This is a genomic window from Moheibacter sp., from assembly GCF_049672845.1.
Lineage (GTDB): Bacteria > Bacteroidota > Bacteroidia > Flavobacteriales > Weeksellaceae > Moheibacter.
Window position 1 is genome coordinate 42,871 of sequence record NZ_JBATWT010000008.1, and the last position, 22,341, is coordinate 65,211.

General features: G+C 38.5%; 17 protein-coding genes. 5 read left to right on the forward strand and 12 right to left on the reverse strand.

The features are described 5' to 3' along the window. Window positions 1-3: 3 nt before the first annotated feature. Window positions 4-438 carry a hypothetical protein gene (locus WBF63_RS03090; RefSeq protein ID WP_424368228.1) on the reverse strand — a complete coding sequence of 145 codons (435 nt, stop codon included), beginning with the start codon at window positions 436-438 and terminating at the stop codon, window positions 4-6. A gap of 11 nt (window positions 439-449) precedes the next feature. Further along, window positions 450-2,894, reverse strand: a complete 2,445-nt coding sequence (locus WBF63_RS03095) for a DUF5686 family protein (RefSeq protein ID WP_424368229.1) — start codon at window positions 2,892-2,894, stop codon at window positions 450-452. Between the two features lie 162 nt (window positions 2,895-3,056). Between WBF63_RS03095 and WBF63_RS03100 the strand changes: the two genes are divergently transcribed. Further along, entirely contained in the window at window positions 3,057-5,183 is a 2,127-nt protein-coding gene (locus tag WBF63_RS03100) for a TonB-dependent receptor plug domain-containing protein (RefSeq protein WP_424368230.1), read from the forward strand. Window positions 5,184-5,190: 7 nt separating this feature from the next. Here WBF63_RS03100 and WBF63_RS03105 read toward each other — a convergent pair whose 3' ends face one another. Further along, on the reverse strand, window positions 5,191-5,763 hold the full coding sequence (locus WBF63_RS03105; RefSeq protein WP_424368231.1) for a hypothetical protein: 573 nt from the start codon (window positions 5,761-5,763) through the stop codon (window positions 5,191-5,193). Continuing rightward, window positions 5,760-6,899, reverse strand: a complete 1,140-nt coding sequence (locus WBF63_RS03110) for an aminotransferase class V-fold PLP-dependent enzyme (RefSeq protein WP_424368232.1) — start codon at window positions 6,897-6,899, stop codon at window positions 5,760-5,762. The genes WBF63_RS03105 and WBF63_RS03110 overlap by 4 nt, the downstream gene beginning before the upstream one ends. Before the next feature lie 67 nt (window positions 6,900-6,966). Between WBF63_RS03110 and WBF63_RS03115 the strand changes: the two genes are divergently transcribed. Continuing rightward, complete coding sequence (locus WBF63_RS03115) at window positions 6,967-7,473, forward strand: hypothetical protein (RefSeq protein ID WP_424368233.1); 507 nt, start codon at window positions 6,967-6,969, stop codon at window positions 7,471-7,473. Between the two features lie 46 nt (window positions 7,474-7,519). On the opposite strand, the gene WBF63_RS03120 is transcribed toward WBF63_RS03115, so the two are convergent. The 5 genes from WBF63_RS03120 to WBF63_RS03140 all read right to left on the reverse strand — a co-directional run bounded on the left by WBF63_RS03120 (window position 7,520) and on the right by WBF63_RS03140 (window position 14,424). Beyond that, the gene (locus tag WBF63_RS03120; RefSeq protein WP_424368234.1) at window positions 7,520-8,020 is read right to left on the reverse strand and encodes a hypothetical protein; all 501 of its coding nucleotides are present in this window, start codon (window positions 8,018-8,020) and stop codon (window positions 7,520-7,522) included. A 135-nt stretch (window positions 8,021-8,155) separates the two neighbouring features. Continuing rightward, a complete protein-coding gene (locus WBF63_RS03125) occupies window positions 8,156-9,559 on the reverse strand; it encodes an efflux transporter outer membrane subunit (RefSeq protein ID WP_424368235.1) in 1,404 nt (467 codons plus the stop codon). Window positions 9,560-9,587: 28 nt separating this feature from the next. Further along, window positions 9,588-12,734: an efflux RND transporter permease subunit gene (locus WBF63_RS03130; RefSeq protein WP_424368236.1), complete on the reverse strand. Its 3,147-nt coding sequence runs from the start codon at window positions 12,732-12,734 to the stop codon at window positions 9,588-9,590. A gap of 6 nt (window positions 12,735-12,740) precedes the next feature. Next, complete coding sequence (locus WBF63_RS03135) at window positions 12,741-13,934, reverse strand: efflux RND transporter periplasmic adaptor subunit (RefSeq protein WP_424368237.1); 1,194 nt, start codon at window positions 13,932-13,934, stop codon at window positions 12,741-12,743. Window position 13,935: 1 nt separating this feature from the next. Continuing rightward, entirely contained in the window at window positions 13,936-14,424 is a 489-nt protein-coding gene (locus tag WBF63_RS03140) for a hypothetical protein (RefSeq protein WP_424368238.1), read from the reverse strand. A gap of 174 nt (window positions 14,425-14,598) precedes the next feature. Between WBF63_RS03140 and WBF63_RS03145 the strand changes: the two genes are divergently transcribed. After that, window positions 14,599-15,111, forward strand: coding sequence for a YceI family protein (locus WBF63_RS03145; protein ID WP_424368239.1), 513 nt, complete (start codon window positions 14,599-14,601; stop codon window positions 15,109-15,111). 85 nt (window positions 15,112-15,196) lie between these two features. Here WBF63_RS03145 and WBF63_RS03150 read toward each other — a convergent pair whose 3' ends face one another. Continuing rightward, entirely contained in the window at window positions 15,197-16,849 is a 1,653-nt protein-coding gene (locus tag WBF63_RS03150) for a BamA/TamA family outer membrane protein (RefSeq protein ID WP_424368240.1), read from the reverse strand. A 93-nt stretch (window positions 16,850-16,942) separates the two neighbouring features. Between WBF63_RS03150 and WBF63_RS03155 the strand changes: the two genes are divergently transcribed. Then, window positions 16,943-18,388, forward strand: a complete 1,446-nt coding sequence (locus WBF63_RS03155; RefSeq protein WP_424368241.1) for a protein adenylyltransferase SelO — start codon at window positions 16,943-16,945, stop codon at window positions 18,386-18,388. A 1-nt stretch (window position 18,389) separates the two neighbouring features. On the opposite strand, the gene WBF63_RS03160 is transcribed toward WBF63_RS03155, so the two are convergent. Further along, the gene (locus WBF63_RS03160; RefSeq protein ID WP_424368242.1) at window positions 18,390-19,562 is read right to left on the reverse strand and encodes an MFS transporter; all 1,173 of its coding nucleotides are present in this window, start codon (window positions 19,560-19,562) and stop codon (window positions 18,390-18,392) included. A gap of 110 nt (window positions 19,563-19,672) precedes the next feature. Here WBF63_RS03160 and WBF63_RS03165 point away from each other — a divergent pair, with 110 nt between their 5' ends. Then, a complete protein-coding gene (locus WBF63_RS03165; protein ID WP_424368243.1) occupies window positions 19,673-21,958 on the forward strand; it encodes a GH92 family glycosyl hydrolase in 2,286 nt (761 codons plus the stop codon). Here the strand turns inward: WBF63_RS03165 and WBF63_RS03170 are convergent. Beyond that, window positions 21,945-22,313: a VOC family protein gene (locus tag WBF63_RS03170; protein ID WP_424368244.1), complete on the reverse strand. Its 369-nt coding sequence runs from the start codon at window positions 22,311-22,313 to the stop codon at window positions 21,945-21,947. The two genes, WBF63_RS03165 and WBF63_RS03170, sit on opposite strands and share 14 nt — an antisense overlap. Window positions 22,314-22,341: the final 28 nt, after the last annotated feature.

Genomic DNA, 22,341 nt, shown 5'->3' on the forward strand with positions numbered 1-22,341 from the left:
TTTTTATGGTCTTATTCCATCATTTTCTTTGATGTATTTTCTAAAATTTGTTGAATTTTTTAATTCCTCAAGTGATTCTCCTCCGAACTCATAGAATTGTACTTCGCAACAATGCATACCACTACAAAATTCTCTTTCTCCATTTGGAAATTCATATATGGTTCCTCCTATATCATCAACTAAATGATGTGAAAGAAACCAAAATTTTATTTTCTCTCCATTTTTTAAATGCAAATATCCATATTGAATTAAACTATCTCTATTCGATTCCAAATTATTGCGCAGTGGATCTAGCTTAGTGAAGTCGTATTCGTATTTTTTAAGTTTTGATTCTAATATTCTCTGAGATTCCGATTTCCGTAATGTGAAGAATAGAACAATTCCAAGAATTATAATTCCTAGTCCAATTAATTTCTTTTGATCAGTACTTAATCTCAAAATATTGAATTTTAAAAGAAAGTAAACTTCAACGTCAGTTTCAAAAAGAAATTCTGGTCAAAACTTTCGTGCGCATAAGTCCCGAAACGATAATAAGTTCCGATTCCGAAAATACCATAAATCAACTGGTTGAACTCAATTCCTGCTTCCTGATAATATTTTTCAGCGGTTTGAAAGGTAATATTATGATGATCCCCCGGATTTTTCATATCGCCAATCAGTCCGCGGTAAATAAATTCGGGAAAAACTTCTTGTTTCAGGAATTTGAATCCGGCGATTTTATGGGCAATATTGAATGAAAAATAGCGATCTGAATAAAATTCTCCCGGCACCATCGTTTCGAAATTATTCAGTCCGGAAACGCCAAAATGCTTGAAAATCTGGTCGCCGCGTTTTGCATTTCCCATTCCTTCAAACCTATTCATAATCGGTGTTTCGCCAAAAACCGCTCCGGTTCTGACTTGCAGATGTGTCTGCCCAAACAATGTCTGAAATCTGTCCAAATAAGTGAAATCGAGTTTTGTCGGCGTATAATCAGCATTGAAAACATTCCAACCTTGTGTCAAAGTCAAGTAAAAAACAGGCATTCCGCTGCTGATGGTCACTTTTCCAAATGGCGTCCTTACATTCTGGTCTTTTGGCGCCCAGCGCAACGCGAGTTCTGTATCGAATGATAGAAATTTCTCGTCGGGTCGGTTGTTGAGGTATTGATAATCAAATTCTGCTGTTTTTTCGTTGTAAATTCCTGAAATACTAAAAGTTACATTTTGAAATAAATCCTGCTGATAACCGAGCTGAACTTTTCTATAACTGAAAAAATGATCGTTATAAATATTGGTCAGATTACCGCTTAGGAACTGTAAATAATTGTTTTGAAGTTGAATTGGATTTCTTCCGGAAGCTTCAACATCTTGTGCATAATTGGCAAATATTTTCCCTGAATAAGGTTTGTTGACCAACCAATCCACGCCACCGCCAAATTTGAATTTTTTATCCTGAAATCCATACGCAACATATCCGTTCAGTGAAATATTTTTATTGAATTTATAATTTGTATTACCGCCCAGCCCTAATCTAAGTCCTTCATAATCATTGTAGTTGATGATTTTAGTCAAATCGAGATCGTAATTTCCAATCGAATATTTTCCACCAGAACCCAGAATTCTAAGCAGCCGAATGTTTCGATCCATATTGTACTTTTCCCCGATAGAATCAATTTTCACATAAGTATTTTGTTCCATTTCGGTCAGCGCGTCATCCCGATAAGCTTCCAAAGTTGGCTCGGGATTTTCCATCGAAGCTAGATCAATTTCATTTGTATACCCCCGAAATTCTTTCGCTTCAAATTCTTTTGGCGAAACAATATCTTTAAAAGAAGTCGTAAGATGTAGCCAGACTTTTTCTTTCTTTTTGATAGTGTCTAGACGCAGGGTTCCGTCTGCCATAACGGAATCTTTCACACTCGGATAAGATAATTCGCCGCCGTCCATTCGGAAGCGTTGCTGTTTGGGAAACCAGTAATTTTTATAATTCGTCCAGTCCACTTCAAGTTCGGCTACACTTGTGTCAGAAAGGTTTTCGGCATAAAAATGAACCAGCGCTTTTTTATTTTTATCAATCCAGACGTTTCCTTTGATTTGTTGTTTATTCGGAATTCTTTTTTGCGGAAAAAATGAAACCACAATGATTTCTTTTCCTTCGTGCAAATCTTCATCTGAAATTCGGTAACGGTATTCGTTCAAACCGGCATTGGAAACCGGATTGATGAACTGACGAAAGAAGAAATTTATTTTTTCCTCATCGAAATTATGCGAAATCGGCTGCATCGCCACAAATTCATAAAGCGGAATTTTTGTACCTGAAATCCGGGTAGCTTTCACAATGTTTTTGTCGCCGTATTGACTTGAAAATTTATGATCCATCGCACGTTCGCCTAACATTAAATGGCTTTCATCCAGTAATTTACGTATGTCGTTATAACTGGAATCGTTTTCGTTTTTGGGAAAAAGAATATACGGCATTGAATCCTTGTTGGCCGTCACCAAAAATTTAGAATAACTTTTATATTCGTAGGTTTTCAGGTTTTGAATACTGTTTCTTTTACGGTTTTGAATGACTTCTCGGATGAGTTTTCGGGCTTCTGAATCGTCATTTGTGATTTCGCTGGAAGCTAACTGAATCGTAATTGGCTGAAGTTGAATAACTAAATCACGTCCGTAAACATATAATTTCTTTTCGTGATACCCTTCATAAAAAAGCGTTACCCGATTGATTCCTGCCGGAACTATAAAAATTCCCTTTGAATTTGTCTTACCCAATTCCTGGCGGTCATCGTTCAGGATGACTACATCCGCCATGGGTTGGTCTTCCATAAAACCGTCCATTACCGTGATTTTGGTTTGGGAAATCAGAGTAGAAGAGAGGATGATAAAAAGAAGCGGTAAAAGTTTGGACATAAGGGAATTCTAAATAATTAAAGGACAAAAATAACCATTAAATATGTTAAATTAAAGTATTTTGATTTGGCTTACCAACAATTCATCCACCAAAAATAACAATTCATCCCTAAGAATTTTTATTCGAAATTTGTCTGAGTCAACTTTGTGAAAAATCCAGATATGAAAACAATTTTCACTTCTCTGTTTCTATTGATTTCTCTGATCATTTTTTCCCAAACCACTGTTTCGGGAACGGTTTTGAATATTTCCGGAGAACCCGTAAAAAATATAAATATAAGTCTGAGCGGAACCTATGACGGGGCTTCCACCGATGAAAATGGATTTTTTACTTTCGAAACTGAAGAAACCGGTGAATTTGAACTCGAACTGGAAGGAAGCGGATTCTCTTCACAAACCTTATTCATCAGTTTACCTTTGGAATTACCGCTGGAAATCATAATGGATGAAGTCACTGAATTGGATGTAGCGATTTTCACAGCCGGCACCATGCGCGCGGTTGGGAACACCAACGAAACCATGATGACTTCACTTGATGTGGTGACAACTGCAGGTTCGGATGGAGATATCATTGCAGCTATGCAGACTTTGCCCGGCACCAATAATGTTGCAGAAGACGGACGACTTTTCATTCGGGGAGGAGAAGGCGAGGAAACCTCCATTTTCATCGACCGTCTGCGCGTTTTTCAACCTTATTCGCAAACGGCACCCAATACACCGGCGCGTGGCCGATATTCGCCCTTTTTATTCAAAGGAATGAATTTCAGCACAGGCGGTTACGATGCTTCGTACGGACAAGCCTTATCGGGAATCTTGAGTTTGGAAACCAATGATTTTACTCCCGAAAACAGTATTGATTTAGGGGTTATGTCACTCGGATTGAGTGCGGCGGCAAACCGTGTTTGGGAGAAAGATGCACTCACGGCAAGTCTGGCTTACTATAATCTCTGGCCGGTTTTTCAGATTCTTTCCACACGCGACGAATGGACACACGAACCCGAAGGTTATAGTGGCGAGGCCGTTTACCGTCATCAATTCAAAAACGGATTGTACAAGGCTTATATAGCAATGGAATATTCAAAACTCGGAATGAATTATGATGATATCAATTCGGTAGAAAAAATTCAGTTTAAATTAAACAATACCAATTTATATTTCAATAATTCCTATGTGCATAATTTTTCACGAAAGCTGGAAGGATTTCTCGGTTTTTCAATTTCGCAGTCCGATACCAATGTAAATCAATCTTTGGATGAATTTAAAAAAGACGAAACGGGATTTAATGGAAAAGCCGAGTTAGATTGGAAACTCAATACCAAAAACCATTTGCGTTTTGGCTCTGAGTTTGTCGGACGAAAAAATGAGAACCAAGACATTCTGAACAATCAGATTTCGGATTTAAGTGAAAATCTTTTTGCAGGATATGCCGAATATACCTGGTATTTCATCAAAAAATGGGGACTTAAAACCGGAATTCGCTCTGAATATTCTGACTACGTAAACGAATGGAATCTTTCGCCAAGAATTTCACTTGCGTATAAAATCAACCGATATCACAATGTTTCGGCGTTTTATGGTGAATATTTTCAGTCGCCGCTTCAGGAATTAGGCTATGTAAATCCGAGCGGTTTTATGAAGTCGAAACAATATTTGCTAAATTATTTTTACCAGAAAGAAAAACAAACGATTCGGGTGGAAGTTTACCGGAAAGATTATGAAGATTTGGTTCGAAATGAGGGTGCATTTAATTACATCCAAAACGGAAACGGTTTTGCACAAGGAATTGATTTTTTCTGGCGAAACAATGGCAGCCATTTTAAAAATTTACAATATTGGGTTTCCTATTCGTATATCGATACAAAACGTTTGTACAAAGACTTTCCGGTGGAAGCCCAACCCGGATTTGTCGCCAATCACAATTTATCGGTCGTAGGAAAATATTGGATTCAGGATTGGCGTTCACAGATCGGTTTGACCTATCAGTTTGCATCGGGAAGGCCTTATACAAATCCTAATACAGAAGGATTTTTAAATGACAAAACCAAAACTTTCAATATTCTGAATCTGAGTTGGGCTTATTTACTGGATCAGCAAAAAATCCTTTATTTTTCGGTTTCAAATCCGATTGGAATTAAAAATATAAACGGATACAATTATGCAGATTTACCGAATGAAAACGGTTTTTATGAACGAATGGAAATAAGACCGTCGATGGATCGATTTTTCTTCATCGGATTTTTCTGGACAATTAGCGAAAACAAACAAAGAAATCAGTTGGATACACTTTAAATCATGATTAGTAAATCAAATAAATACTTCCAATCAGAACGCCGACCAAAATCCCCAGCAAAATTTCCTGAACGGAATGTCTTTTCAGTTCAAATCTCGACCATGCCATCACTAATCCGAAAAAGAAAAAAACGATTCCGGCTGCAATGTTGATTTCAAAAATGAGAAATGCGAGAAAAATAGTCAGTGATACATGGAGTGAAACTTTGATGTAAAAGTTGAGTGTATAATTAATCAATATCAAAATCAATCCTAATAAAATTGGACGAATGATTTCTTCCGGTTGGTTGGTAAAATATAAAACCGCTGTCACAGCAGAAAGTAACAGGAGTACAAAAGGGTAGAAGGACTTCCTTTGCTGCCGGTCAGAAATATCGAAATTAGTATATCGGCCGGATTTTGTACCACGCCGGATTTTAATGAACATGGGAATGAAAATTCCCAGGATTATCAGCGTAGAAACCCAGATTGCTTTTTCTAGTGGCTGATTCATAAAAAGTATCAGAATGATAAAAACAGGAAAACTGAGCATAGGATGCCCGAAACCCGAAATCAATTCCGCTAATTTTTGTCGGGTCATTTTTTCAGAATTTCTTTTAATGCTGTAAATAATTTGTCTAAATCTTCTTTTGTATTGAAAGCATTAATTGAATATCGGATGAATGATTTATCACCTTGAACCATAACCGGAATTTCTATTTTGTATTTTTCAAGAAGTAAATCGTGCAGTTCTTTTGGATTTTTAGTTTGGATCTCACAACTAAACATTTGCGCGATAAAATCGTCATTTATTTTTGACAAAGGTTTATTTCCGGTGATTTCGCAAAGTTTTGATGCATTTTCCTGAACCATTTTTCTGCAATCTGCGCTTACTTCTTTCCAATTATTAGTTTCCATAAACTCAATACAGGCGGGAATGGTGCAAAAAGCTGAAAGATCTCGAGTACCCTGCATTTCATGATAATCCAAAAATTGGGAATCACTTGGGAGATCGGCATCGTAACCCCAACTGATGACCAACGGATCCAGAAAATTCTGATATTCTCTCTTTACATACAAAAAAGAACTTCCCTTTGGGGCCATCATCCATTTGTGACAGGCACCGACATAGATATCACAATCCATTTCGGTCAAATCCACATCAACTTGTGCCGGTCCGTGTGCGCCGTCCACAAAAGTCATCACACCCAATTTGCGAGCCGCTTTGCAGATTTCTTCCACCGGAAGTCGTAGCGCTGTCGAACTTGTGATGTGACTGATGAAAATAAGTTTTGTTTTTGAAGTAATCCCTTTTAGGAATTCTTCCACAAACTCTTCCTTTGTTTCCAAGGGGAAATTGGTTTTTCTCCGTACGTAATTTGCTCCCGATTTTTCAGCATAATATTTCCAGGTACGGTCACAGGCACCGTATTCGATATCGGTTGTCAGAATTTCATCTCCGGGGTTTAAATCCAGATTTTTGGCGACAATGTTTACACCATAAGAGGGATTTGTAACGCAAACAAGATCATCAGCATGGCAATTTAAATATTTTCCCAATGCAATTCGGGAATTTTTCAGATATTGCGGGGCGTTTCCTGCAATGAATTCAACGGGTTGCTGCTCTAGTTCCAGTTGAAATTTCTTATAAGTTTCAAAAACCGTTTTGGGGCAAGCTCCAAATGAACCGAAATTCAGAAAGCTGATGTCAGGACGCAGTAAAAATTGATCTTTCATGAGATTTGAAGATTATTTTTGGTATGTGATTTGAAATAGTAAAGTAAAACAAATAAAATCAGAAATTATGAAAAAAATAATTCCTTTCCTGGCCATTGCTTTTTTTGGTTTAATGGTTGTCAGCTGTACAAGCGATGACGATATTGCTTATGTGGATTATGACACTTATCCCGTTGTATATGATGTAAACAACGTAAATTTTGATAATGTGGGCGGAAGTTTTCAGATTGCAAGAACTTTCAATACGCCTATGTATGAAACTGATATGTTATTGGTTTATAAAAGAATTGGTACGACTAACAACAATGCACCTATCTGGCAACAGATTCCAATTACTTTTTATCTCAATGACGGAAATGAAGTAGACTATAACTTTGATTTCTCGAGATATGATTTCGTAATTTATGCAGGCGGAACTTTTAATCTGAGTAATACGGAATATGTTCTGAATCAGACATTCAGAGTTTTACTTGTCCCTGCAGATTATGCTAAAAATTCGGGAGTTGATTATACAGATTACAATTCTGTCATTAATTATTATAATATAGATGATTCCAATCCTAAGGAATTATAAACTGAGTTTTTGAAAATGAAAATGCGCTCAAAAAGAGCGCATTTTTTTATGGATTGAAATTCATGATCTTAAAATCATGCAGCCCGATTTCATAAATCATATAAGGCCAGATTTCAGTTCCCTTTGCACCGGGAAAAGAACCTACATTAGAGGTTTCCTGAAATTCTCCATCTTCGGAAATCAGAATATCTGATTGATAAGAAAGCCGGTATTTGGTGTAATTTTTCATTAAAAGTAGAACTTTCATGTTTTCTTCTCTTTCTTCATCAGTTTCTCCCCTTGTTCCCAAACAAAAATAAAACTCAATGCTTTCTTCATCTCCGGTTTCCTGAAATAATTTATCATTATCCCACATATCCACAACTTCATGGAAAGGTTCGAATCGTATGATTGAATAATCAAAATTTGCAGAATCTTTCGGATAGAGTTTTATTGTAAATTTTGAACCGATAGGAAAAGAAAATCCGTTTGCCGGTTCTGTGGGAAGTTCTTGGGAAAATCCAGAAACATTCAATAAAACAAACAGAATTATTAAAAAGTATTTCATGTTGGAGGAATTTAATTATTCATAAAGAAAGTCAGAATAAATGAAAAAGCAAATTATTTTTATAACCAAAAGAAAAAGGCAACCCAAAGGCTGCCTTCCAAACATTAATCTAAAATTATGAATAAATTTTTATGACTATTTCCAACCGCCACCCAGTGCACGGTACAATTGAACCATCGCATTCAATCTTCCGAATTCTGTATTGACAACAGCTAATTGTGCCATCAATGCGTTTTCTCTTGCCGTTAGAACTTCCAGATAACTCGCCATTCCGTAAACCTGTAATTCCTCTGAAAATTCAATGGCTTGTTTGTAGGCTTCGTATTCCTGCTGCTTCAACCCGATTTTTTTGTCATTGGTCTGATAGGTATAAAGCGCATCAGATACTTCACGGCTGGCATTTAAAACCGCATATTTGTAATTCAGCAAAGCGGATTCTTGTTGTGCCTTGCGCACTTCATATTCTGTTTTAATTTGTCTTCCGTTCAGAATCGGTTGAGCAAGCGAGCCCACAAGGCTTGCAAACAATGAATTTGCACTGAATAAATCTTCGAATTCCATACTTTGAAGTCCGCCGTTGGCCGATAAACGAAGCGAAGGATAAAAATTGCTTCGGGCTACATTGGTCAATTCAAAAGCATTGATCAGTCCATATTCCGCAACCATCACATCGGGACGATTGCTCAAAAGCTGAACCGGAACGCCATAGGTTAAATCCTGATTGATTTCCTGGTCACGTAAATTTGTTCTTTCAATCGTATGAGGATTTTCGCCCAGCAAAATACTGAAGGCATTTTCCAACAATTTGATTTCGTTGTTGATATCCAACAAAAGAGCTTTTGCATTTAATAATTGCGCTTCGGTTTGTCTTACCGCAACTTCCGTCACATTTCCTGCATCTTTCAATAAACTAATCGTTTCCAGACTGGCTTCGCGGTTTGAAATGGTTTCTTCTGCAATTCTTTTCTGTTCGTCAAGTGCCAACAAACGGAAATAATTCGAAGCAATATTGGCTACCAAATTGGATTTCACAGCTTGATGTGCCGAAACCGTTTGCAGATAAGTGGCAGTAGCTGCACGTTCAGAACTTCTGATTTTCCCCCAGATATCGGCTTCCCAGGAAAGTCCAAGCGAAAGTTCCGATTGTCCCAACCAGTCTCTTTCTCCCAATCCCTGACCTGAAATCGAATTCAGCGAAGGCGTTGTATAGGTATAACCTGCATTTGCATTCAGTGTGGGAAAATAAGCAGCTTTTCCTTGTTTCATATAAGCTTCAGCTGTTGCAATATTCTGAATCGCAATGCGAATGTCCAGATTGTTTGCCAACGCATTGTCAATGTGTTGCGTCAGTTTTTCGTCGGTGAAAATTTCTTTCCAAGATACAGTCGCCAAACTCAAACTGTCGGTTGAAATCTGATCCGTTCGGAAATATTGTTCATTCACAATTTCTTCCTGAGGCCGGCTGTAATCCTTTGCTACAAAACAAGACTGGAAAATCACCAAAGCAAGCGGTATGCTGATATATTTTAAATTTTTCATTGTCATTTTTCTTAAATCAAATTCAGTCTTAATGTGTTTCTGTTGAATTTTCGGGTTCAAATTTCATCGGTTTAATTTTTTCTTGCAACCATTGGAAAATCACATAAAGTACCGGAATATTGAACAACCCGATGATTGTTCCGATCAGCAAACCAAAGGCGGCTCCGGTAGCAATCGAACGGTTTCCTACATATCCGATTCCTGATGAGAAAACCAAAGGCATCAAACCGAAAATAAAGGCGAAAGACGTCATCAAAATCGGACGGAAACGTGCTTTGGCACCATTAAATGCCGAACTTGCGAGTGATTCGCCGTGCCTTCTCCGCTGAAGCGCAAATTCCACAATCAAAATGGCATTTTTTGCGAGAAGTCCAACGAGCATAATCAAGGCGATCTGGAAATAAATATTGTTTTCCAGGCCGGCCAATTTCTGCGCCCAGTAAGCACCCATCAATCCGCCCGGAATCGAAAGAATAACCGAAAATGGCAATAAATAACTTTCATATTGGGCCGAAAGAATGAAATAAACAAACACCAAACACAGCATAAAAATTAACAATGTTTGATTTCCTGAACTGATTTCTTCCCGTGTCAAACCGGCATAATCAACACCGTAATTGGTGGACAAAGTTGAACTCGAAACTTCTTGTATAGCTTGAATCGCATCTCCCGTACTATAACCCGGATTGGGTGCTCCCGAAATGCTTGCATTCGTAAACAAGTTAAATCGGTTGATAACCTGCGGACCGTAAATTCGGTTTAATTTTACGAATTGGGTAATCGGTGTCATATTTCCGTTGGAAGTTCGTACAAAAATTTTATTCAAATCCTGCTGTGTTGCACGGTCTTCCGGCAACGCCTGAACCATCACACGGAATTGTTTTCCGTATCGTGTAAAGTCAGCCGCATAGATTCCTCCGATGTATCCCTGCAAAGCATTGAAAAGATTGCTCACCGTAACACCGGATTGTTTGGCAAGTGGAATGTTCAATTCAATTTCATATTGCGCATATTTTGTACTAAAGGAAGTTTGCGCATACTGAATTTCAGGTCTTTGCATTAATTGTCCCACAAATCCCTGTGCCACATCGGCAAATTCGCTTAAATCTCCACCTGATCTGTCCAATAATTTTAATTCAAATCCTGATGACATACCAAATCCCGGAATGGAAGGAGGCGAGAAGAAAATCATATTGGCTTCGGGCATTTGTGCCGCCATTCCAAATAATTTTCCGACGACCGCATTACTTGAAGATTCGTCAGATTTTCTTTCGTCCAGACTTTTCAATCTGATCATTCCCATACCGTAGTTAGAACCTTGTCCCGAAACGAAACTGAATCCGGAAACCATTGTAACGGCATCCACTTCTGGCAATTGAGCTACTTTTTTCTGGAATTCTGCCTGCATCGCCGAAACACGGTCACCTGAGGATCCGGGCGGCAATTCGAAATTGGCCATAATAAAGCTTCGGTCTTCGCTCGGAACAAATCCTGAAGGCATAGTTTTGTCTGCCCAGAAAATCCCTAAACCACACAAAATTAAAATCAGGAAAGTTACCCATTTGTGTCGTAGCAAGAAACTGAAACTCTGGGCGTATTTGGTTGTCATCGCATTAAATGCAGTATTAAATCCGTCAAAAAAACGTTGAAGTAGATTTCGCTTTTTGGTTTCATTTTCATTGTGTGGTTTTAAAAGCAAAGCACACAAAGCCGGACTCAGTGTCAAGGCATTAACTGCCGAAATGGCAATTGCCACGATGAGCGTCACCCCAAACTGTTTATAGAAAACTCCGGTAGGCCCGCCGATGAAAGTTACCGGAATGAAAACGGCGCCCATCACAAGTGTAATGGAAATAATAGCACCCGTAATTTCGTTCATCGTACTGATGGCAGCTGCTTTTCCAGACAGATTTGTTTTTTCAATTTTGGCGTGAATCGCCTCGACGACGACAATCGCATCATCCACCACAATACCAATGGCCAGAACCAATGCAAAAAGTGTCAATAAGTTAATCGAGAATCCGAATAAATTCAGGAAGAAAAAGGTTCCGACAATCGACACCGGAACCGCAATCAGCGGAATTAAAGTGGAACGAATGTCCTGAAGAAATATGAAAACCACGATAAATACGAGGATAAATGCTTCAATCAAAGTTGTCAAAACCTTATTGATAGAGGAATCCAGGAATTCGTTGGTGTCAAACATGATTTTATAATCCACGCCTTTGGGAAGCGTTTTGGAAATATCATTGAGTTCTGCTTTCAATTCGTCAATGATTTCCTTCGCATTGGAGCCGGGGGTTTGGTAAATCGCCATCGCCACAGCCGGAAGTCCGTTCAATCGTGAAATCCCGGTATAACCTTGTGAGCCCATTTCGATTTTGGCGACATCTTTCAAATAAAGAATTTGTCCATTGTTCATTGATTTCACCACGATGTTTTCGTATTGTTCTTCCGTTTGAAATTTACCACTGTATCGAATTACATATTGAAAAGCTTCCCCGGCATTTTCTCCTAATTGTCCAGCGGCAGCTTCCAAACTTTGTTCGTTAAGCGCCGCAGTAATATCGGCCGGAACTAGTCCATAGGAAGCCATTTTTACCGGATCCAACCAAACGCGCATTGCGTAATTTCTTTGTCCAAATACATTGGCATCCCCAACACCGTTTACCCGTTTCAACTGTGGAACTACGTTGATATTCATATAGTTCTGGACGTAAAGTTGGTCGTAATCTTCGTTTTCCGAATAAAAGGAAACGAACATCAGCGCACTGGTTTGCTGTTTTTGGGTTACCACTCCTGAACGTGTTACTTCGGCAGGCAGAAGCGGAGTTGCACGTGCTACACGGTTCTGAACGTTTACCGCCGCGATATCGGGATCCACATTTTGTTTAAAAGTAATCTGAATGGAAGCTGAACCGTTATTAGTTGCAGTAGAAGAGATATAATCCATTCCTTCCACACCGTTTACTTGTTCTTCAATCGGGATGATTACACTCTCCAAAACCGTTTGTGCGTTTGCACCCGGATAATTGGCAGAAATCTGAACCGTTGGCGGCGCAATTTCGGGATATTGAGTTATGGGAAGTGAAATAATTCCAAGAATCCCCAAAATAACGATGATGACGGAAATTACCGTTGATAGTACTGGTCTTTCTATAAATGTCTTTAACATACTGAATTAAAATACGGGTTGAATTGGACGAGCGATTGAATCAAAATTTACCATCTGGGGCTGAATCGGAGCTTTATCTCTGAGTTTACCCATTCCTTGCACAACAATTTTATCTCCTTTCTTAAGTCCTGATTTAACGATTGCCAGATTGTCCACTCGATCTTCGATTTGAATTATGGTATTGTGAACTGTGTCATTTTCAACTTTAAACACATAAGTAAACCCTTGTTGTTCGTAAGTTGCTGTTTCCGGAATAATCACAGCATTCGGATAAGATTTCGGAATTCTCACCGTACCGCTGTTTCCATTGCTCAACAAACGTGCTTTGTTAGGAAAAGTCGCACGGAATTGAATAGTTCCCGTTTGGGGATTGATTTGTCCGGTAACCGTTTGAATTTTTCCTTTTTCATTGTACAATTGACCATTGGCCAACATCAAATCTACTTCCGGAATATTTTTCAGTTTTTCCTGAACTGTGTTTCCTTCGGTTTCGTTTAAGAAATCAAGGTATTCACTTTCGTTCATTGAGAAATAAGCATAAACGTCGCCCACTTCAGAAACCGTTGTCAGAGGAGTAGGGTCAGATGGTCCCACTAAACTTCCTTCCCGGAAATTGATCGCGCCCACAACCCCCGAAATTGGACTTCTCACTACGCCAAAGTCAATATTGGCCTGAATTCCACTGTAACCGGCTTGTGCCTGTTGTTCAGCGGCTCTCGCTTGTGCAAGTTGTCCTTCGGCGCGCATAAGATTGGCTTTTGCTGTTTCCAATTGAACGTTACTGATGATGTTTTTTTCTACCAGAGGAACCAATTTGTCCACTTCAACCTGAGCTGCATTGACTGCTGCCTGAGCTGCATTTACGTTGGCTTTTGCAGCACTTATTCCCGATCTTGCTGCGTTGGCGTCTTGTGCCTGAACAGTTGTTTCCAGTTTAAACAAAGGTTGTCCGGCTTTCACGACCTGGCCTTCATCCACATATACCTGCGTGATATATCCGGATATTTTTGCACGTACCGCATTGTTCACTTTTCCTTCAATACTTACCGGAAAAGCCTGATAGCCGACCATATCTCGCTGAGCGGTTTCAACAACCGGCAAAGAAAGGGTAGGAGCGTCCTGTGGCTGCTGTTCATTTTTACAGGATACAAAAAATGCAAGGCTTAATGCAAATGCTGAAATGGCTATTTTGTTTTTCATCTTATAATTTGTGGGTTAATTGTTCCAATTTATTTATTGTTTTTTCTAATCTTTCAATTGCTTTTCCAAGGTGTGCTATATAAATATTACCTTTTTCCACGCTTATTGGATCGGGCTGACTTACAGAACCAAAGCGGTATTGCATCAGTTTTTCCGATAAATATTTTTCGCGGGTTAATTCTTTTTGGATTTTTTTCAGCCGCAGCGGCAAATGCTGTGCCGTTATGCGGTAGCGACGCTTTCTTTCTCCGATTTTATTGAAATCGATGATGTAATCGTATTTTATGAGTAAATTTAAACTTGTGGAAACAGAACTTTTACTGACTTTGAAAATTTCAACCAGTTCATCAAAAGTATAACCCTCTTTGACTCCTTCTACCACAAGAAAAGAAAAAATCTTTGCGGAAAGCGGAGGCAAAGCAGTAGTTTGAAGATAATGCTGGGTGAACTCTTCGATCAATTCTATTTTGGATTCATCTTTCAATTTCACAAAATTTCTGCAAAAATAAAGTTTGTTCGGTAGTAACAAAACAAATCGAAGTTAATTAACATTTTTTTTATTCTATCGCCTGAAATCATTTCTTAACTTAGGTCAATGTTAGGAAAACGCACTGCCCGTACATTTGCAGTATAAGATTTAAGTTTAACATTAAAACAAAAAATTATGTCAGTAAAATGGAATTTAGATAAGACTCATTCAGAAGTTCAGTTCAAAGTAAAACACATGGTTATTTCAACTGTGTCAGGAGATTTCTCATCATTTGATGCACATGCAGAATCAGAAGATGAAAACTTTAAAAATGCAAAGTTTGAATTCAATGCAGACGTGGATTCGATCAGTACAAAAAATCCGCAGCGTGACGAACATTTAAAAAGCGATGATTTTTTCAATTCAACAGAATATCCTCAATTATCATTTAAAGGAAGTGAATTTGACGGAGAAAAATTAAACGGTGAAATCACTGTGAAAGGCGTAACAAAACCCATCACTTTGGATGCTGATTTTGGCGGAGTTATCACCGATCCTTATGGGAACCAACGTGCCGGATTTGAATTCACAGGACAGTTAAACCGTAAAGATTTTGGCCTGAATTGGAATGGTACATTGGAATCTGGTGGATTGGTTGTGTCGGATAATGTAAAATTATTTGTAAATTTGGAGTTCACAAAACAATAAAGCGAAATAACTAATCACGCACACACCTTGTTTCCCAATCAGGAAACAAGGTTTTTTTATTTCTAAAAAAATTAAATTCAAGTCATTAGAATCTCGCCAGAATTCCGAAGTGGATTTTGGAATTCCGAAAATCAAAATTAGTATCGGATTGTTTACCGACTGCGTAACTCAGGTTGAAAACGCCCAATTGCGTCAAAAAAGAAATCCCCGTTCCGATTCCCAGCAGGTTTTCATCGATTCCACTCGATTTATTTTCCACGAATCCATAATCGCCAAAAAGCGAGATATAAAAACCATCATTTGGCATATAACGATATTCCAAACTACCGATTCCATAAGCAGAAGCAAAAATACTTTCTTCATTGAAACCGCGTAAACTGCCAAATCCACCAATTCTGTACAATTCATTTTCAGAGAAAAATTCTTCTTCCCCAAACAGACCGAAACCTTCAATCTGGGTTTTCAATAAATGTTTGTCAAAGATTTTAAATATATGAAAAGCATTAATTCCGACTTCATATTGAGGAGCGCTGGTTTCCGTAATTTCTTCTGTCAACGGATCGGTTTCCCGGCTTTTTCTCGTAAGTGCTTTTCCCAAAAGGCTGATGGCCGATTTTCCTTCCAACAAACGGTTTTGTGCCGGCAGCATTAATTCGTAACTCAAACCGATTCCCGATTTATTGAAATCATCATACAGTATCGCTAATTCGGGATGGTCATCCAAAACGAAATTCGAACTTTCATAACTTAAATTAAGCCCGAGATTGGCGTTCATACTGATTTGGTAAAACAATCTTTCTTCGATTTTGGTATTGACAAAAACACTGTCTTTCCTGTACATATTGAAATTTGTTTCCGTTCCCACAGCAGAACGAAAAAGATAAGGCACCCGAACTTTTAAATCCAGGGAAGTGCTTTTGTCGGGCGTTGCAATCCAATTAAGGTGAATACGCTCCATACCGTTGAAATTATTGTTCAATTCAATTTTCACATTTCCGTTTAATTGAAATTCTCCGTTTTCATCATTTCCAAATCCCAAAACACCGTCAAAAATATTAGATTTTACTTTTTTTACGTACAAATAAACAGTTGTGGAATCAGTGTTGAAAAGGGTTTGAGGTGGACGGGCTTCTTCAATCAAATGATTAAAACTCATCCGCTCCGATATTTTTTTCAGTTCCGATTCATTGTAAATTTTTCCTTTTTTTAAGCCTAAACCGTAGCGAATATATCCCCTAGACAATTTTTCATAACCTTCCACATTTACGCCGTCAATCGTTCTTGCCCCAAATAATTGCAAATCGAGCGCGACCTGAGCTTCGCCGTCTTTGTAACCCAAAGGTTTAATTTTTATTTCCGTAAACGGAAAGCCTCTCTCGGCATAGCGGTCAGAAACCTTTTGAATCAAGGAATCCAGATTTTTGACTGCAAACCAATCTTCATTCTGCTGAAAGATCGTATCATTTTTCACCCAAATTTTTTTATACATTTTTCCTTTGTTTAGGTAAATGTTTTGATCCCGCACGGAATCGAGTTTGAGCGTATAGTAGCCGATACTTTTAAGTGAATCCAAAGTTTGATAAAGAACAGAATCCTGTGTGATGCGTTTCTGGAAATCGACTTCGTAATTCGATTTTTCCGGTTTGAAATCATAAAATTGATAAATGGAATCATTCTTCTCCTGCGAAAAAACAAAGGAAAACAAAAACAATACCCATATAAAAATCCAAAACTTCACTTTTCTGAAACGCTAATTAACGAAACAAATTATAATTGGCTCAAAGATTGTACGCTATTTTTGCACTTAGTAATTCATTTGAAAAATCATTTCATGCCGATTTTTAATTTTGACAATTCGTATCTTCAACTTTCTGATAAATTTTATCGGGAAGTGAAACCAAATCCTGCACCCCATCCTGAATTGCTTTTACTGAACAAGGATTTAATGAAAGATCTGGATTTGGAAGTTTTGGATGAAAACGAACTTGTTAAAATTTTGTCAGGAAATGGAATAGTAGAAGATTCTCAACCGATTGCGCAAGCTTATGCCGGTCATCAATTCGGGCATTTCACAATGCTCGGCGACGGACGTGCGATTTTATTGGGCGAACATTTAACGGAATCCAATCTTCGTTTTGACATTCAGTTGAAAGGAGCAGGGCAGACGCCTTTTTCTCGTCGTGGCGACGGAAAAGCGGCCGTGAAACCGATGCTTCGTGAATTCTTGATGAGCGAAGCCATGCATAATTTGGGCGTTCCTACTTCCCGAAGCCTTGCTGTAATTATAACCGGTGAACCGGTTTATCGGGAAACCGTTTTGGATGGTGCTGTTTTGACACGTGTGATGAGCAGCCACATTCGCGTGGGAACTTTTGAATTTGCGCGTTATTTTGGTGGGATTGAAGAAGTGCGTGAATTGATGAATTACACCATCAACCGACACTTTCCGGAATTAAACGACGCCCAAAATCCGGCTTTGGCATTGCTCGAAAAAGTGATGGATTTGCAGATGGATTTAATTGTAAACTGGCTAAGAATCGGTTTTATACACGGGGTTATGAATACCGATAATACTTCGATTCCGGGCGAGACTTTTGATTACGGACCTTGTGCTTTTATGGGCATTTATAATCCCGAAACCGTTTTCAGTTCCATTGATCGTGATGGACGTTATGCGTTTGGAAATCAGCCCAATATTATCAAATGGAACCTTTCCCGATGGGCCGAAACTTTATTGTCTTTGATTGATCCCGACGAAAAGAAAGCCATAGAATTAGCCACTGAAAAAATTAATTCTTTTGATGAAATTTTCACGCAGAAATGGTGGGAAATGATGTTTGCTAAACTTGGAATTTCAAATCCAAAACCAGGCGACGATGATTTGGTCAATGAATTATTGCGATTGATGGAATTGCATCAAAAAGATTACACCAACACCTTTACTTATCTTCGAATGCCGGAAATTTTCGATGAAAATCAATTCTTCTTGGATGAGAAATTCGAAGCTTGGATTCAGAAATGGAAATCCCGAATTAAGTTAGAAAACGGTGGAACAAACTTCGCTTTTGAATTAATGAAAAAGCAGAATCCTGTTTTAATTCCGCGAAATTATTATGTCGAAAAAGCATTGGACGAAGCCGAGAAATCTGATTTTTTATTCTTTCATTCTTTTCTGGATTTACTCAAAACACCCTATGAATTCCTCCCTGAAATGAAAGAATTTCTTCAAACGCCAGATGAATTCGATTCCAATTATATGACGTTTTGTGGGACTTAATCTATCGAACGCGGTTTTTCTCAAATACACCACGTGAAATAAACCAATAATAAATCAAAGAAATGGTACATGCAACTGCTGTGAGTAAGTACATATTTGAGAATCCATAGAGATCGCCTAAGTATGCACCGAGCAACATTCCGATTCCGATTCCAAGGTCAAATCCGGTCAGATAGGTAGAATTTGCCGTTCCACGTTTTGATGATGGTGCCATATTGATGTAAATCGTCTGCAAGGCAGGAAAAAGCGTTCCGTATCCGATTCCAATTATGAATGCCGATGCGCAGAAAGCATAAATACTATGAAATACGGCAAAACAAACAAAGCCCAAGGCAATTACAAAAAGCGCGGTAATCATGACTTTGTGTAGATATCCTTTGTCCACAAATCTACCGGAAGTTACTCTGGAAAGAATGATTCCGCCGGCAAGAAACAAAAAGAAAACCCCGGAATTATGGATTCCGGTCTCTTTGCCATATAGAACTGCAAAAGCAATCAGCGTACCCCAGCCAAAAGAGAGAAAAAGCTGATTGATGAAAATCGGGAAGCCTTTCAGTAAAAAGAAGCGGTCCAGTGAAAGCGGTGGGATTTCATCCAGCTTTTTTCGTGGAGGTACTTTGATAAAAATAACCACAAGAATTGATAAGAACCCCATAAAAAGTGCACAGGAAATTAGAAAGTGAAATCCGTAAGCATCATAAATATTTACTGCAACAAAAGGCGCAATCGCCATGGCGATGTTGGTATTTACACCAAAAAAACCGATTCCTTCCGCCCGGCGTGAAGCTGGTATGATATCAATCGCAACAGTATTGGAAGAAACCGTTGCAAGTCCCCAAAAAAGTCCGTGAATGAACCTTAGGATGACAAAAAACAAAACTGTAAATGCAAAATAGTAACCAAAGAAAGTTGCGATAAAAAGTGTTAATCCCAGCATAAACAGGGGCTTTCGAGAATAAACATCGACCCAATATCCGCAAAAAGGACGTATCAGAAGCAGCGCAATCGCATAAGAGGATAAAGCAATCCCGATTCTTGAAGCCGGAACACCTAATTCTTCCGACAAATAAATCGGGATGGTAGGCATCAATAAATTAAACGAGCAGGCGACCAGAAAGTTCGCAATACAGGCAATGATGAAATTTTGGTTCCAGAGTTTTTCTTTTCCAGGCATTTTTTCTGAATTGCTATGCAAAGTTATTGAAGTTTACAGCTAGTAAAAATTTTATACCAATTAATTTGCCAATCAGGTTATTTGGCGGTTTTTTTATTTAGATTTGGTATATGAAAAATCTTATTTTGCTTGTAATTCTAAGTATTTCAGGTCTTTTGTTTTCTCAGGAAAATCTGCTGAAATATGTAAATCCTTTTATTGGAACAGAAAAAATGGGACATACCTATCCGGGGGCTACAGCACCTTTCGGATCGGTTCAGCTGAGTCCGGATACTGATACTATTTCTTATGAGTTAAACGGTAAATACAATCCTGATGTTTACAAATATTGCGCAGGTTACCGGTATGAAGATAAAACCATTACAGGTTTCAGTCATACGCATTTTAGTGGTACAGGGCACTCTGATTTAGGGGATTTTCTTGTGATGCCAACTGTCGGCGAACTGAAAATGAATCCGGGAACGTCCCAAAATCCTGACAGCGGATTTCGTTCCAGATTTTCACATGATGAGGAAAAGGCTTCGCCGGGTTATTATGCAGTAAAATTGAAAGATTATAATATCAATGCGGAACTCACAGCTACAACACGAGTTGGGGTTCATCAATATACTTTTCCTGAATCAAAAGATGCTCATGTCATCTTGGATCTGATGTCGGGAATTTACAATTATGACGATAAAACTGTCTGGACCTATGTACGGGTGGTAAATGATTCAACCATTACCGGATACCGACAAACAAACGGTTGGGCCCGGACACGAACGGTTTATTTTGCGATGAAATTCTCCAAACCTTTCAAAACTTACGGACGAAAGGATTTTGATACGAATCAGGTTTACAGAGGTTTTTGGCGGAAGTTTAATCAGAATGAAAACTTTCCCGAAATAGCCGGACAAAAAATCAGGATGCATTTTGATTTTGATACAGAAGAAGGAGAGAAGCTGATGATTAAGTTTGCGTTATCACCGGTTAGTCAGAAAAATGCGTTAGAAAATATGCTGGCAGAAACGCCGGGATGGAACTTTGAGGAAATTAAAAATAAAACAGAAAGAGAATGGGGAAAAGAATTAGAAAAGATACAAATCAAAGCCTCTGAAAAAGACAAAATCAATTTTTATACGGCATTGTACCATACTTACCTGAGTCCCACTGTTTATATGGATGTAAATGGCGAATATAAAGGATTGGATCAGGAAATTCATAAGGCAGAAGGATTTACGAATTATACCACTTTTTCAATTTGGGACACCTATAGAGCATTGCATCCACTTTTCAATATCATTCAGCCGGAACGCAATAATGATATGGTAAAATCAATGATGAAACACTACGAACAGATTTCTTTGAATATGCTTCCCATCTGGTCGCATTATGCAAACGATAATTGGTGTATGAGTGGCTATCACAGCGTGTCGGTTGTAGCGGACGCCATTGTGAAAGGTGTATATGACGGAGATGAAAACCAAGCATTGAATGCCTGTATAGAAACTGCTAACAAACGTTTTTATGAAGGAATTGGTGATTATATTGATTTGGGTTACATTCCGGATGAGCATAATTCCACTTCGGTTTCAAATGCGCTGGAATATGCCTATGATGACTGGGCAATTGCGCAGGCTGCTAAAAAATTAGGTCGAAAGGATGTTTATAAAGTGTTTATGAAAAGATCCCAGAACTGGAAGAACAATTTCGATCCGGTCATCGGCATGATGCGTCCAAGGCTTAAGGACGGCTCTTTTCGGAATAATTTTGATATCAATGAAACGCATGGCATGGGATTTATTGAGGGAAACAGCTGGAATTATTCCTTTTTTGTACCTCATGACCCGGTGGGGCTTGCAACAGCTATGGGCGGTAAGAAAAAGTTTGCCGAAAAACTAAATACTTTGTTTACCATGCACTTACCAGATGAGTTTTTTGCCAATACAGAAGATATTTCCCGAGAAGGGATTCTCGGTGGATATGTGCATGGTAACGAACCGGCTCATCATGTGGCTTATTTATACAATTGGTCTTCAGAACCATGGAAAACACAAGAAACTGTAAGACATATTCTGGAAATGCAGTATAAACCCACGCCCGATGGTTTGGGTGGAAATGATGATTGCGGACAGATGAGTGCCTGGTATATTTTTTCGGCAATGGGTTTTTATCCGGTTGCGCCTGGAAGTGAAAATTATTCTTTGGGAAGTCCCTTGGTGGATGAAGCAAATATCAATTTCGGAAATGGAAAAGAATTTAAAATCAAAGCAATAAATAATTCAGCTAAAAATGTTTATGTGCAGAAAGTAATGCTCAATGGTGTTGAAATAACTGATTTTACACTCAATCATTTTGATTTAATACAAGGTGGAGAGTTGGTATTTTATATGGGCGGCAAACCTAAAAAGAAGTAATCCACCAAATATTTCCAAATGGATCTTTCACGCCGCAGCTTCTGCCGTAATCTTTATCGGAAGGCTCCATAATGGACTCGGCTCCCTGCTGAATTGCATGATTATAAACAAAATCCGCATTTTTCACATAAATAAACATTCCAGCATTATTGACGCCCCAGAATTCGTTGGACTGACCGATCATAATTGTACTTTCACCGATTTTTATTTCGGCATGAATAATCCGGTTGTCGTCGTCCAGATGTTCCAAGAGTATTTCGGCATCAAACACATTCTGAGCAAATTCCAAAAATCCCCTCGCATCCCCCAAGATGAGGTAGGGCATCAGAGTTTGATGGTTTTCAGGTAATTTCATGATTTTAATTTTTAAAATCTGATTGCAA